Origin of the sequence: Amycolatopsis sp. CFH S0740, from assembly GCF_004522315.1 — a bacterium.
GTDB lineage: Bacteria > Actinomycetota > Actinomycetes > Mycobacteriales > Pseudonocardiaceae > Amycolatopsis > Amycolatopsis nivea.
This window is the reverse complement of record NZ_SDLS01000041.1, coordinates 65,216-76,383: the sequence shown is the minus strand read 5'-3', so window position 1 is coordinate 76,383 and position 11,168 is coordinate 65,216. Positions and strand designations below refer to the sequence as shown.

Annotated in this window: 15 protein-coding genes; 7 read left to right on the top strand and 8 right to left on the bottom strand. The window is 69.3% G+C overall.

Features of this window, described 5'->3' with window-relative positions:
• Positions 1-48 precede the first annotated feature (48 nt).
• Genes EIZ45_RS41525 through EIZ45_RS41510 form a run of 4 tightly spaced genes read right to left on the bottom strand, consistent with a single transcriptional unit; the run spans position 49 to position 2,217 of the window.
• The gene (locus tag EIZ45_RS41525; RefSeq protein ID WP_134668987.1) at positions 49-549 is read right to left on the bottom strand and encodes a nitroreductase family deazaflavin-dependent oxidoreductase; all 501 of its coding nucleotides are present in this window, start codon (positions 547-549) and stop codon (positions 49-51) included.
• Positions 550-574: 25 nt separating this feature from the next.
• Entirely contained in the window at positions 575-1,066 is a 492-nt protein-coding gene (locus EIZ45_RS41520; protein ID WP_043828346.1) for a pyridoxamine 5'-phosphate oxidase family protein, read from the bottom strand.
• 7 nt (positions 1,067-1,073) lie between these two features.
• Positions 1,074-1,727 (bottom strand): TetR/AcrR family transcriptional regulator, encoded by a 654-nt coding sequence (locus EIZ45_RS41515; protein WP_134668989.1) that lies wholly within the window; start codon positions 1,725-1,727, stop codon positions 1,074-1,076.
• A 52-nt stretch (positions 1,728-1,779) separates the two neighbouring features.
• Complete coding sequence (locus tag EIZ45_RS41510; protein ID WP_134668992.1) at positions 1,780-2,217, bottom strand: MarR family winged helix-turn-helix transcriptional regulator; 438 nt, start codon at positions 2,215-2,217, stop codon at positions 1,780-1,782.
• A 96-nt stretch (positions 2,218-2,313) separates the two neighbouring features.
• Here EIZ45_RS41510 and EIZ45_RS41505 point away from each other — a divergent pair, with 96 nt between their 5' ends.
• Complete coding sequence (locus tag EIZ45_RS41505; protein WP_134668995.1) at positions 2,314-3,585, top strand: alpha/beta hydrolase; 1,272 nt, start codon at positions 2,314-2,316, stop codon at positions 3,583-3,585.
• Here EIZ45_RS41505 and EIZ45_RS41500 read toward each other — a convergent pair.
• From EIZ45_RS41500 to EIZ45_RS41490, 3 genes are all read right to left on the bottom strand, one after another.
• Positions 3,575-3,727 carry a hypothetical protein gene (locus EIZ45_RS41500; protein ID WP_240690915.1) on the bottom strand — a complete coding sequence of 51 codons (153 nt, stop codon included), beginning with the start codon at positions 3,725-3,727 and terminating at the stop codon, positions 3,575-3,577. The genes EIZ45_RS41505 and EIZ45_RS41500 overlap by 11 nt on opposite strands.
• Positions 3,728-3,855: 128 nt before the next feature.
• Positions 3,856-4,008 (bottom strand): hypothetical protein, encoded by a 153-nt coding sequence (locus tag EIZ45_RS41495; protein ID WP_240692048.1) that lies wholly within the window; start codon positions 4,006-4,008, stop codon positions 3,856-3,858.
• 128 nt (positions 4,009-4,136) lie between these two features.
• Positions 4,137-5,066, bottom strand: a complete 930-nt coding sequence (locus EIZ45_RS41490) for an NADP-dependent oxidoreductase (protein ID WP_134668997.1) — start codon at positions 5,064-5,066, stop codon at positions 4,137-4,139.
• A gap of 123 nt (positions 5,067-5,189) precedes the next feature.
• Between EIZ45_RS41490 and EIZ45_RS41485 the strand changes: the two genes are divergently transcribed.
• The 6 genes from EIZ45_RS41485 (at position 5,190) to EIZ45_RS41460 (ending at position 9,427) form a co-directional block, all read left to right on the top strand.
• Positions 5,190-5,690 (top strand): MarR family winged helix-turn-helix transcriptional regulator, encoded by a 501-nt coding sequence (locus EIZ45_RS41485; protein ID WP_134669000.1) that lies wholly within the window; start codon positions 5,190-5,192, stop codon positions 5,688-5,690.
• Positions 5,691-5,721: 31 nt separating this feature from the next.
• Entirely contained in the window at positions 5,722-6,366 is a 645-nt protein-coding gene (locus EIZ45_RS41480) for a metalloregulator ArsR/SmtB family transcription factor (protein WP_134669002.1), read from the top strand.
• 32 nt (positions 6,367-6,398) lie between these two features.
• Positions 6,399-6,866 (top strand): DUF3291 domain-containing protein, encoded by a 468-nt coding sequence (locus EIZ45_RS41475; RefSeq protein WP_134669004.1) that lies wholly within the window; start codon positions 6,399-6,401, stop codon positions 6,864-6,866.
• A 103-nt stretch (positions 6,867-6,969) separates the two neighbouring features.
• On the top strand, positions 6,970-7,449 hold the full coding sequence (locus EIZ45_RS41470; protein ID WP_200864202.1) for a DoxX family membrane protein: 480 nt from the start codon (positions 6,970-6,972) through the stop codon (positions 7,447-7,449).
• Between the two features lie 39 nt (positions 7,450-7,488).
• Positions 7,489-8,715, top strand: a complete 1,227-nt coding sequence (locus EIZ45_RS41465; protein ID WP_134669007.1) for a hypothetical protein — start codon at positions 7,489-7,491, stop codon at positions 8,713-8,715.
• 103 nt (positions 8,716-8,818) lie between these two features.
• Complete coding sequence (locus EIZ45_RS41460; RefSeq protein ID WP_134730025.1) at positions 8,819-9,427, top strand: dihydrofolate reductase family protein; 609 nt, start codon at positions 8,819-8,821, stop codon at positions 9,425-9,427.
• On the opposite strand, the gene EIZ45_RS41455 is transcribed toward EIZ45_RS41460, so the two are convergent.
• A complete protein-coding gene (locus tag EIZ45_RS41455; protein ID WP_134669011.1) occupies positions 9,390-11,168 on the bottom strand; it encodes an ABC transporter ATP-binding protein in 1,779 nt (592 codons plus the stop codon). The two genes, EIZ45_RS41460 and EIZ45_RS41455, sit on opposite strands and share 38 nt — an antisense overlap.

The window sequence follows — 11,168 nt, the reverse complement described above, 5'->3', positions numbered from 1 at the left end:
CAGCGAAATCCAGAAAACCATCATCAGCCGCGGCCTCCTCCGCGAATATCAGGCCTGACGCGGGGCAAGCACCACGACCGGAATCTCGCGCTCCGTCCAATCCTGGTACTTCGCGAAATCCGCGTACAGGTCGACCAGCCGCGGCCAGAGTTCGCGTCGTTCGTCCGGCGACGCGACTCTCGCCGTGACCGGGACGTCGCGGCGGCCCTTGAGATGCACGCGGGTCTCCGGTTCCGCGCGCAGATTGAAGTACCACTGCGGATGTTTCGGCAGCCCGCCCTGGGAGGCGACGACGACCAGGTCGTCGCCGGAACGCAGGTACAGCAGCGGCGTGGTGAACAGCCGCCCGGACTTGCGGCCTCGATGGTCCAGCAGCAGCGTCGGTACGGGCTTGCGGAAACCCGCGCCGACGCGCCAGTTGTGGCCGATCCGGCCGTTGGTCAGGGTGAAGACTTTGACCTGTATTCGGGACATGTATTTCATGAGCGCCGCTGTCACCGGCGAGTCCAGGCCTTTCGGCGCCTGTGCGGGAAGGGAAAAGCGTCCCATCGTGACCTCCTGGCGGGCGAGCGCGTCAGCGGGCGGTCGATCCGGCGAGCGGCATCGGGTCCAGCCCGAGTTTGCGGTGGTCCCAGGACCGGACCCGCTCCACGTCGACGCGGATCGCGACCCGTTTGCGGAGCATGAATTCCACCATCGGCTTCACCTCGTCGGTGTACTCGCCGTGGTATCGCTCCCACACGTTGACCCCGACCGCCCAAAGCGCGTCCGGATCGTCGACGACCTCGGCGCGCCCTTCGAGCGAGACGCCGCGCAGGACGTCGTAGGTCAGGCCGTCCTCGATCAGCACGGTGACGCGCGGGTCGCGGCGGAGGTTGACTGCCTTCTGCGCCTTGGCTTTCGTCTCGAACCACAGCACGCCGTCGACGACCGCGTACCACATCGCGACCGCGTGCGGGTGCCCGTCGGGGCCGAGCGAGACCAGCGTCGCGGTGCGCTGCGAGGCGAGGTAGGCCGACACCTCCTCGGGACTCATCTCGATCTGCGCTCGCTGGTTGGTTCCCATCGGTTCCTCACTTCCTGCGGCGGGCCCCGGGCGGGCCGGCGAGTATCGAGGTGACGACGTCGACGAGGTCGCCGACGATCTGGCCGGTGGTCCAGTCCGCCGCGTCCGGCCCGTGCAGGCGGCGGGTGCGGCCGACGTCGCCGAGGACGTTCAGCGTCACGGTCATCGCCTGGGACAGCCGGAAATCGAGCGTGCGGCGGGGGATTCCGGGGCACAGCCGGTCCAGCTGTGCGACGAACGCGGCGTTGCGCTCGAAGAACGACTCGGCGACCGCGTCCAGCCCGTCGCCGCCGGTCGCCAGCAGCCGGCCGACCAGCCGGATCCAGCATTCGCCGCCCGATTCGAGCACCGCGACCACCGGCTGCACGAACGCGCGGGCCAATTCCCGTGCGGTGGCGTCTTTTCCGGGGGATTCCCGCAGCACCGCGTTCCGCTCGCCGGTCACCTGGTCGAGCCGGCTGCGCAGGACCGCGTCGAGCAGGCCTTCCTGGGAACCGAAGTGGTAGTGGATCGCCGCGACGTTCGTCCGCGCCTCCTGCATCACGGCCCGCAGCGACACCGCGCCGACGCCGTGCTCGGCGAAAAGCCGTTCCGCGGCGGCGATCAGGCGCTGCTCGGTCGCCTCCCCGCGAGCGGGGCTCCGAGCGGCTTCGCTGCCCATGCCGCGGACTCTATCAGCCGTTTCAATCACGTGATAGAGGCTGCCGCGAGGGTCAGAGCCGGTCGTACAGGTCGGCCAGCCGGGTGAGCACCGTGCCCGCGGCGTCGATCGCCTGCTCGTCGAGGTCTTCGGTGAGCTCGTGCAATCCGGCGGCGAGGAGCTGCTCGCGCTCCTCGTGCCGGCGGCGGCCCGCGTCGGTCAACGCGACGATCGACGTGCGCCGGTCCCCGGAGGCGGCCCGTTCGCGCGTGACGTAACCGGCGTTGGCCAGGCCGTTGACCAGCTGGGTGACCGCCGCCCCCGTCGTTTCGACGTGCCCGGCGAGCTGGTTGACCGTCATCGGCCCGTGTTCGGCCAGGCTCTTGAGCGCGCGGGCGTGCGCGAGCGAAAGGGCTTCGGCGCTGCGGGTCGCGCGGCCGCGCAGCCGGGAATCGGCCGCGCTGAGCCGGTAAGCGGCTCGTGCCAGCCGGGTGATCGCCTCGTCGCCCATCGGGTCTTCTCTCCTGTGGTGCCCGCCGCATTCCTTGCCGCGCGGAGTCTAGCCGTGGCACATTAGCTAAGTACTTAGTTATTTGAGGAGGCGGGCATGACGACACGTTCGGCCGGGCAGAGCTGGGCCCTGGACATCGCGCTGGCGCAGGGCGGCTTCGACGCGCTGCACCCGGAAGGCAAGGGCACGCTCGAACAGCTCGGGCACGATCACGCCGACTTCGACAAGGTGTTCGCGATGGTCCGCGCCGGAGCGATGCTGCCGAAGGCGTGGGCCGTCGTCGCGGGACAGGCGGAGGAGCGGGCCGCGCACCACGAGCGGCTGGGCTACCGGAGGACGGCGTCGGACCTGTACCTGCGGGCGGCGGTGATGTACGGCCGTGCGCAGTACTCGATCTTCGACTCCGCCGACGGACGCAAGGCGAAGTTCCGCGAACGCTGCGATTCGTGCGTGGCACGGCTGGGAGAGCTTCGGGGCAACACGGTCCGCCGGGTCGAACTGGACTTCGAGGGCGGCAAGATCTTCGCTCTCCTGCACCTGCCGGCACAGCCGGTTTCCGGTGCCCCGGCGGTGATTCTCGGCCCCGGCATGGACATGATCAAGGAGGACTACATCTTCGCGGCCGAGCGTTACTACACCTCGCGCGGAGTCGTGGCGCTGTCCATCGAAGGACCGGGGCAGGGGGAGACGCGGGCGCGCGGGCTGACCGTGACCCTGGACAACTACGAGCGCGCCCTCGAAACCTATGCCGCGTACCTCGCCGGTCTGTCCGAAGTGGACGAAAACCGGATCGGCATGTTCGGCATCAGCATGAGCGGGTACTGGGCCCTGCGCGCCGCGGCGATGCCCGGCACCCGCCTGCGCGCGGTCGCCGCGTTCGAAGCGGTGTCCGGCGATTTCGAGACAATTTTCGAGCGGGCGCAGCCGAGTTTCAAGAACAACTACCTGTACATGGCGGGCTACACCGACGAAGCGGCGTTCGACCGCGACCTGAAGGAAAAGATGCCGCTCGGCGACCTCGTGACCAGTATTCGTTGCCCGGTGCTGCTCGGCATCGGCGAATTCGACGAGCTGACGCCGGTGGAAAGCGCGCTCGAGACCTACGAAAAGATCCGTGCGCCCAAGGAGATGCGGGTTTACGAGGACGAATTCCACCCTCTCGGCGGCACGGCAGCGGAGGTCTTCGCCTTCGGCGCGGAGTGGCTGACGCGCGGTCTCGACGGGGAGTTCGACACGCCCGGGCGGGACGAGCGGTTCTTCGTCCACCGCGACGGCCGCACGACGGAGGGGACGGCGGACCCGCGTTGGTGGCTCGGGGCGACTCCGGCCCGTTTGGCGCAGGCTCGAACCGGGGCTTTCAGCGAGTGAGGAGGGTCTTGCCGATGAGCCGTCCCGAGGCTGCTTCTTCGTGCACAGCGGGGAGATCGGCGAGCGGCCGCCGGTCGGCGACGGTGATCCGCAACGTCCCCGCGTCGACGCGCTCGGGCGGGACGAGCGGTTCTTCGTCCACCGCGACGGCCGCACGACGGAGGGGACGGCGGACCCGCGTTGGTGGCTCGGTGCGACTCCGGCCGGTTTGGCGAAGGTCCGGAGCTAAGCGGTTCGAGCGCTGGGGTCAGCGCTCGAACCGGGACTCTCTCATGGAGTGAGGACGGTCTTGCCGACGAGCCGTCCCGAGGCTGCTTCTTCGTGCACAGCGGGGAGATCGGCGAGCGGCCGCCGGTCGGCGACGGTGATCCGCAACGTCCCCGCGTCGACGCGCTCGGGCGGGACGAGCGGTTCTTCGTCCACCGCGACGGCCGCACGACGGAGGGGACGGCGGACCCGCGTTGGTGGCTCGGTGCGACTCCGGCCGGTTTGGCGAAGGTCCGGAGCTAAGCGGTTCGAGCGCTGGGGTCAGCGCTCGAACCGGGACTCTCTCATGGAGTGAGGACGGTCTTGCCGACGAGCCGTCCCGAGGCTGCTTTTTCGTGCACTGCGGGGAGATCGGCGAGCGGCCGCCGGTCGGCGACGGTGATCCGCAACGTCCCCGCGTCGACGCGTTCGACGAGTTCGGCCAGTTGCCCGGCGTTGCTGGCGACGAATACCCGCGCGGTCCGGATGCCGCGTCCGGGATTCTCCGGCGGGGGAGTGGTGGTGCTGACCAGCGCTCCGCCGTCGGCGACCAGGCCGGCGAGCGCCGCGGTCTCCTCCGGGGTGGTGGGCACGAGGTTGAGCACGACGTCGAACGGCGCTCCGTCGACGGCGTCGGAAGCGAAGTCGAGGTGCCCGATGATCCGGTCGGCGCCGTAGTCGCGGAGGCGTTCCGCGGTGCGCGGGCTCGAGGTCGCGGTCACCGTCGCGCCTGCCTGATGGGCGAGTTGAACGGCGAAGCCGCCGACCGCTCCGCCTGCGCCGTTGATCAGGATGGTCTGGCCCGCTTGCAGGCGAGCGTCGTCGAAGAGCGCCTGCCAGGCAGTCAATCCGCCGACCGGCAGCGCGGCGGCGTCGGGCAGTTCGACCGTCTTCGGAGCGGTCGCCAGCGCGTCAGCGGGAACGACGGCGTACTCGGCGGCCGCACCGTCGGCGTTCATCGGCAGGAAGGCCACGACCGGGTCGCCGACCCGACGTCCGTCGACCTGGGGACCGAGCTCGGCGATCGTCCCGGCGACTTCGATGCCCGGCACGTGCGGGAAGGTCAAGGGAAACACCTCCTGCAGGCCGCCCGCCCGGATCCCGAGGTCGACGGGGTTGAACGAGGTGGCGGCGACCTGGACGAGCACCTGCCCCTCGCCGGGCGTCGGCCGCTCGGCCTCTTCGAGCGCCAGGACTTCGCTTCCGCCGTAGCGGTGGTAGCGCACTGCCTTCATGACATCCTCCGTAATGTGTTTCGAAGTCGAAGCACCTCTGAGTATGCTTCGATATCGAAGCAAAGTCGCGGAGACGTGAGGACGGCCACAATGATTCGACTTCGAAGCATCTAGACTGGCGGCATGGCGGACGCGCTGGAGCCCAAGCAGCTCAACACCTATTTCGCACTCATGGAGGCGGTGAGCCTGCTGCAGCACGCCGTCAGCCAGCAACTGCGGGCCGAGGGCGACCTCAGCTACGTGCAGTTCGAACTCCTCGCCCGGCTCGCCGACTCCGCCGGACCGCTCACGATGACGGAACTGGCCGACGGCGTCGTGTACAGCCGCAGCGGCCTGACTCACCAGGCGGGCCTGCTCGAAAAGGCGGGCCTGGTCACCCGCGGCCCCAGTGCGGACGACCAGCGGGCCACCGTCGTCGGCATCACGGACGCCGGACGAGAGCTGGTCGCGAAGGTGCTTCCCGGGCATATCGACGCCGTCCGCCGGTTGCTGTTCGCCCCACTGTCCACTTCGGACCTGGATGCGCTGGGCGGCATCATGACCCGCGTCCGCGACCACATGCGCGCCGAGCCGCCCCGGTCGGTCTCGTCGCGGAGGAGCGCGAAGGGGAACGGCGTCCTCTAACGCGCATTGTCGTTGTTCTTAGACTGGCGGCGTGGAAGACATCGAGGCGATCGCCGTCCTGCAGGACCCGGTCCGGCGGCGGCTGTACGACTACGTGGTTTCCCAGGACCACGACGTGAGCCGGAACGAGGCGGCCGAGGGGGCCGGGATCCAGCGCACGCTCGCCGCCTTCCACCTCGACAAACTCGTGGATGCCGGGCTGCTGGAGACGGAAAGCAAGCGGCTGAGCGGACGTTCGGGCCCGGGCGCCGGTCGCCCGGCGAAGCTCTACCGCCGGTCCGGAGCCGAACGCCAGTTCTCCGTCCCGGCGCGCGACTACCGCACCGCCGCCGACCTGCTGGCCGAGGTCGCCGAAGTCGCCCGCCTCGATACCGAACTCCAGGCCGCCGCCCGCCGCGAGGGCCGTGCCGCCGCTTGTCCGGTCGAAGACCTCGCCGCCGCGAAGGAACTGCTGGCCGCCCGCGGGTACGAACCGCGTGAGGACGGCGACGTCCTGCGCCTCGTCAACTGCCCGTTCCACGTCCTCTCGCAACGGCATCCGGGGCTGGTGTGCGGCATGAACCTGGCGCTGCTGGAAGGACTGCTCGACGACGCCGAAGGCCTGCGCGCCCGGATGGATCCGCGTCCGGGCCTGTGCTGCGTCGTTGTCGAGTCTTCTAAAAATAATGAGAGTTGACATAGAGCGTCCGGCGATGGTGAGGTGAACGAGTGAGCGAACATCACCTCGCCCAGCTCAACGTGGGCATCCTCAGACATCCCCTCGAAGACCCCCGGATGCACGGCTTCACGTCGATGCTCGACACGCTGAACGAGGTCGCCGACAACGCGCCCGGCTTCGTGTGGCGCCTGGTCGAGGACGGCGGCAACGACGCGACCTCGCTGCGGACCTCGCTCGGCGACGACGTCCTGGTGAACATGTCGGTCTGGGAGAGCCGCGACGCGCTGTGGGACTACGTCTACCGCAGCGGCCACCTCGACATGCTGCGCCGCCGGTCGGAATGGTTCGAACTGCCGAAGGCGCCGTTCCAGGTGCTGTGGTGGGTGCCCGCCGGGCACGTCCCGACGGTCGAGGAGGCCGTCGAGCGGCTGGAACTGCTGCGGGAGAAGGGACCTTCGCCGAGCGCGTTCGGTTTCCGGGACAGCTATCTGCCCGAGGGCGCCGCATCCGCGCCGTGACGGTTTCCGCGACACGTCCGGTGGGTCGCCGGGACCGGCCCGCGGGATGGCTAGGGTGTCCGGCGTGGCGAACATGTCCCGTTGGTCGGATGAGAATGGCGGCTTGGACTTCGGTCTGCTGGTGCTGCGGCTGATGCTGTCGGTCGCGATGGGGGCGCACGGGCTCACGCAGGTCTTCGGCCTGTTCGGCGGTGCGGGCATGGCACACTTCGAGAACGTGTTGCGCGGCTACGGGTTCAGCCACAACATCGAATTCCTGACCTGGCTGACCGGCATCACCGAAGTCGCCGGCGCGGTCCTGCTGGCGCTGGGCCTGCTGACCCCGCTCGCCGCGGCAGGCCTGCTGGGCGTGGCGATCAGCGCGGTCCGGGTCAAGTGGTCAGGCGGCCTGTTCGGCACCAGCGGCCCGGGATTCGAACTGGAACTGACCCTCGCGGCGATGGCATTGGCATTGCTGCTGACCGGCCCGGGGTGGTACGCCCTGGACCGGCACACGGCATGGCGGCAGAAACCGCTGGGCTTCGCGGTGGGCGGACTGTTCTTGTCGGTATGTGCGGCGATCGGGGCGGGTTCGCTGTTCTGATCGTCGACGGCGGCCGGCCAGGTCTGGAAAGCTGATCCCGTGTTTGCGCGCAAAGACGACGGCAATGAGCTGAACGCGGAGTTCTCCGTGGTTTCCGACGGCGAGCGGTTGAGCCTGGTCATGGAGAGCGCAGGCGGCCGGAGCGCCGGGCCGCAGCCGCGCAACAATCAGTACAACGAGGCCTTGACGCTGTTGCTCCGCCGCCTTCGGGACCGGCAAGCGGTCGTGGTCTCCGGCGTGGTCGCGTCGTCGCAGGCCAACCGCCTGCCGGAGGAAGAGCGCAGCATCGTCCCGGTTCCGATCCATTTGGCCGAAGAGCGCGACATCGGGCAGGTGCGGCGGCAGATCACCCGGGCGTCCGGGAGGGTCGGCCTGAAAGACGGCGCAGCGAAAGAGGGCAACAACCAGAAGCGGATCGAGCTGCGGCTGGAGGTTCCGGGTTGCGGGCCGGGCGACGCGGCGCAGCTCGAGGCGGATCTCGCCGCACCCTCGGCGAGCGAGGCACTGGTGGGCGACCTGCTCCGCAGCCTCAAGGGCGAGACGATCCGGACGGTCACCGGCAAGGAGAACCGGATCATCGATGTCGAGGACGGGTCGGTGCTGGTGGGCACCGACCGGTCCCCGGGCGGGCAGGCCGTCCCCCTCGTCGACATCCAGTACGGGCTGGACGTGCTCACCGCGCGCGGCAAGATCCAGGTTTCCGTGGAGGAACTCGGTCACCGGAGTGCTTTCGTCGGGGCAGTCCTTGCCACGCTGCCGCACGTCACGACCACCACCTCCCCGGCAACGGTGACGTTGCACAGCTCTGCCGCCGAACCCGACGCGACGGACGTCCATTACGGCGAGCTGGACGTGCGGGCGCAGGTCAAAGTCCGGACCGAGCAGCGCAAGCTCCGCCGGTTGCTCGCTAACGAGCGCACCTCTGCGCTGTGTGCGTTGTGCGGCGATGAGTTCCCGGTGGACTTCCTGGTTGCCGCGCACGTGAAGAAGCGCGCAGCCTGCACCGACGATGAACGGCGGAATCTCCGCGACATCGCCATGCTCGCCTGCAGCTTCGGCTGCGACATCCTCTACGAGGCGGGTTGGGTGACGGTCGACGGAACCGGCTGCATCCGGACCGTCGAACTCGGCAAACTTCCCGCCGGGAGCCTGAAACTGCGCATGCAGCACCTGGCCGGTCGTCGCTGCGGGGCGCACCGGGAAGCTTCCGAGCCGTACTTCGCCTGGCACCGCACCACCACATTCCTGGGCAAGCTGGCTGACTGAGCCGACTCGGCACCGGATCCCGCTCAACGCATGGCGTTCCCGCCTCCTCGGTGCTATCTTCCTCCCAACCGCTTGCAAACCGCAATCACTCGGGAGGTCCGCCATGCCGGACACCACCTGTCACATGTCGATGTCGCTGGACGGGTTCGTCGCCGGGCCGGCGCAGAGCCGGGAGGACCCGCTCGGCAAGCGGGGGGTGGAGTTGCACGGCTGGCACATCGGCGACCCCCGCGCCACCGACGCCGACAAGACCGCCAGCGAGTGGCTGATGCGGCCCAGGGGTGCGTATGTGATGGGGCGGAACATGTTCGGTCCCGTCCGCGGCGACTGGGACGAGGACTGGTCCGGCTGGTGGGGCGCCGAACCGCCGTATCACGCGCCGGTGTTCGTGTTGACTCATCATCACCACGAGCCGATCGAGATGGAGGGCGGGACGACGTTCTACTTCGTCACCGACGGGTTCGACGCCGCCTACGCAGCGGCGTGTGAAGCCGCTGGGGACAGGGGCGTCGACATCGCCGGCGGGGCGTCGACGGTTCGGCAGGCGCTGATCGCCGGGGTGATCGACGAGTTCACGCTCGACATCGCGCCCGTGCTGCTCGGGTCGGGCGAGAGCATGTTCGACGGGGTGGAATCCTTCGGTTTCGAGCCCGTCGAGGTGCTGCATTCGCCGCTCACCACCCACATCCGCTATCGCCGCGCCAGCTCGTAGGGACCTCCAGTGTTGCGGCGAGCAGGCTCCGCGTGTACGGATGCGACGGCGCGGCGAGTACCTGGTCAGTCCGTCCTGACTCGACGGCCCGGCCTTCGCTGAGCACGACGACCTCGTCCGAAATGCTGCGCACGACCGCGAGATTATGCGTCACGAAGATCATCGAGGGTCCGTCGTTCATCAATGAGCGCAGCAATTCCACCACGGACGCTTGCACGGAAACGTCCAAAGCGGACGTCACCTCGTCGCAGATGATCAGTTTCGGCTCGCATACCAGCGCCCGGGCGATCGCGACTCGCTGGCGTTGTCCGCCGGACAGTTCCGCCGGGTAGCGGCCGCCCAGCCGGGCGGGGATCTCGACGCGGTCGAGTGCGGCGCGGGCCCGGCGGCGGCCTTCGCGGGCGGTTACGCCGAAATAGTGCCGCAGGGGGACCAGCAGACCGTCCTCGACCGTCCGATGTGGACTCAACGAGCCATAGGGGTTCTGGAAAACGTACTGCAGTTCGCGCCGGGTACGGGAATCTCGCCGGGCGGCGGCGGGCGGGACTGGCTTGCCTTCGAAGATCACCGAACCTTGCTGCTCGGTGTGCAGTCCGGCCAGGCACCGCGACATGGTGGTCTTGCCGCTGCCGGATTCGCCGACGACCGCGAGGCATTGGCCGGGCCGCAGGTCGAAGGAGACGTCGAAGACGACCTGTCGTCCGCGGTAGCTGGCGTTCAGGCCGGAGACCGATAACAGCGCCGCTTGGTCCGCGGCAGGTGGGTCCGGCTCGGGTGCGCGCGGCACGCTTCGCGCAGTCTGAGCTACTTCGTCCGCGCGGATGCACCGTGCGAGAGTGCCCGAAGCCGAGCGAGTCAGCGCCGGATGTGTTGTGCCGCAAGCGGTCGTGGCGTGATCGCAGCGTGGTGCGAAGACGCACCCGGCACGAGGATCGTCGATACCGGGCGCTCGGCCGCGGATGGGGACCAGCCGCTGCCGGTGGGTTGCGGAGGGGACGGCCGCCAGCAGAGCCCGGGTGTAGGGGTGCGCGGCGCGGGTCAGGACCTCGCGGGCGGGGCCGTGCTCGACCACCTCGCCGCCGTACATCACCATCACCTGGTCGGCGACGTCGGAAACCACCGCGAGATCGTGCGACACGTAGATCGCCGCCAGGTCGCGGGTCCGGCACAGGTCCCGGACCAGGTCGAGCACGCGGGACTGGGTGGCGACGTCGAGTCCGGTCGTCGGCTCGTCGAGCACGATCAACCGCGGCCCGGCGGCGACGGCCATCGCGATGGCGACCCGTTGCTGCTGGCCGCCGGACAGTTGACGCGGGCGGCGGCGCAGGAACGCGTCGTCGCCGGGCAGTCCGACGGTGTCCAGCAACTGCCGGACCTGGGGCAGCGGCTGGCCCGATCCCTCGGTCAGCTGGGTCGAGACACGCAGGCTCGGGTTCAGCGCGGTCGCCGGATCCTGGGGCACGTACGCGACTTTCCGGCCTCGCGCACGGTGCAATTCCGCGGCGGGCAAGGAAAGCAGATTCACCCCGTCGACCACGACCTGTCCGCCCGTGATCTTCGCGCCGGACCTGGCGAAGCCCAGCAACGCGAGCGCGAGCGTGCTCTTGCCGGACCCTGACTCGCCGACCACGCCGAGGACCTCGCCCCGGCCGAGTTCGAAGCCGATCTCCCGGACGATGGGGTTCCCGGCGGCCTCGACGGTCACACCCGAGACTACGACTTCCTTGACGAGGTCGGTCAC

What these genes read in the sequence shown, in the direction of transcription:
- EIZ45_RS41485 (WP_134669000.1), top strand. Translation starts at nt 5,190, where the DNA reads ATGGCGGACGCGCTGGAGCCCAAGCAGCTCAACACCTATTTCGCACTC.
- EIZ45_RS41515 (WP_134668989.1), bottom strand. Translation starts at nt 1,727, where the DNA reads ATGGGCAGCGAAGCCGCTCGGAGCCCCGCTCGCGGGGAGGCGACCGAG.
- EIZ45_RS41525 (WP_134668987.1), bottom strand. Translation starts at nt 549, where the DNA reads ATGGGACGCTTTTCCCTTCCCGCACAGGCGCCGAAAGGCCTGGACTCG.
- EIZ45_RS41505 (WP_134668995.1), top strand. Translation starts at nt 2,314, where the DNA reads ATGACGACACGTTCGGCCGGGCAGAGCTGGGCCCTGGACATCGCGCTG.
- EIZ45_RS41520 (WP_043828346.1), bottom strand. Translation starts at nt 1,066, where the DNA reads ATGGGAACCAACCAGCGAGCGCAGATCGAGATGAGTCCCGAGGAGGTG.
- EIZ45_RS41490 (WP_134668997.1), bottom strand. Translation starts at nt 5,066, where the DNA reads ATGAAGGCAGTGCGCTACCACCGCTACGGCGGAAGCGAAGTCCTGGCG.
- EIZ45_RS41510 (WP_134668992.1), bottom strand. Translation starts at nt 2,217, where the DNA reads ATGGGCGACGAGGCGATCACCCGGCTGGCACGAGCCGCTTACCGGCTC.
- EIZ45_RS41460 (WP_134730025.1), top strand. Translation starts at nt 8,819, where the DNA reads ATGCCGGACACCACCTGTCACATGTCGATGTCGCTGGACGGGTTCGTC.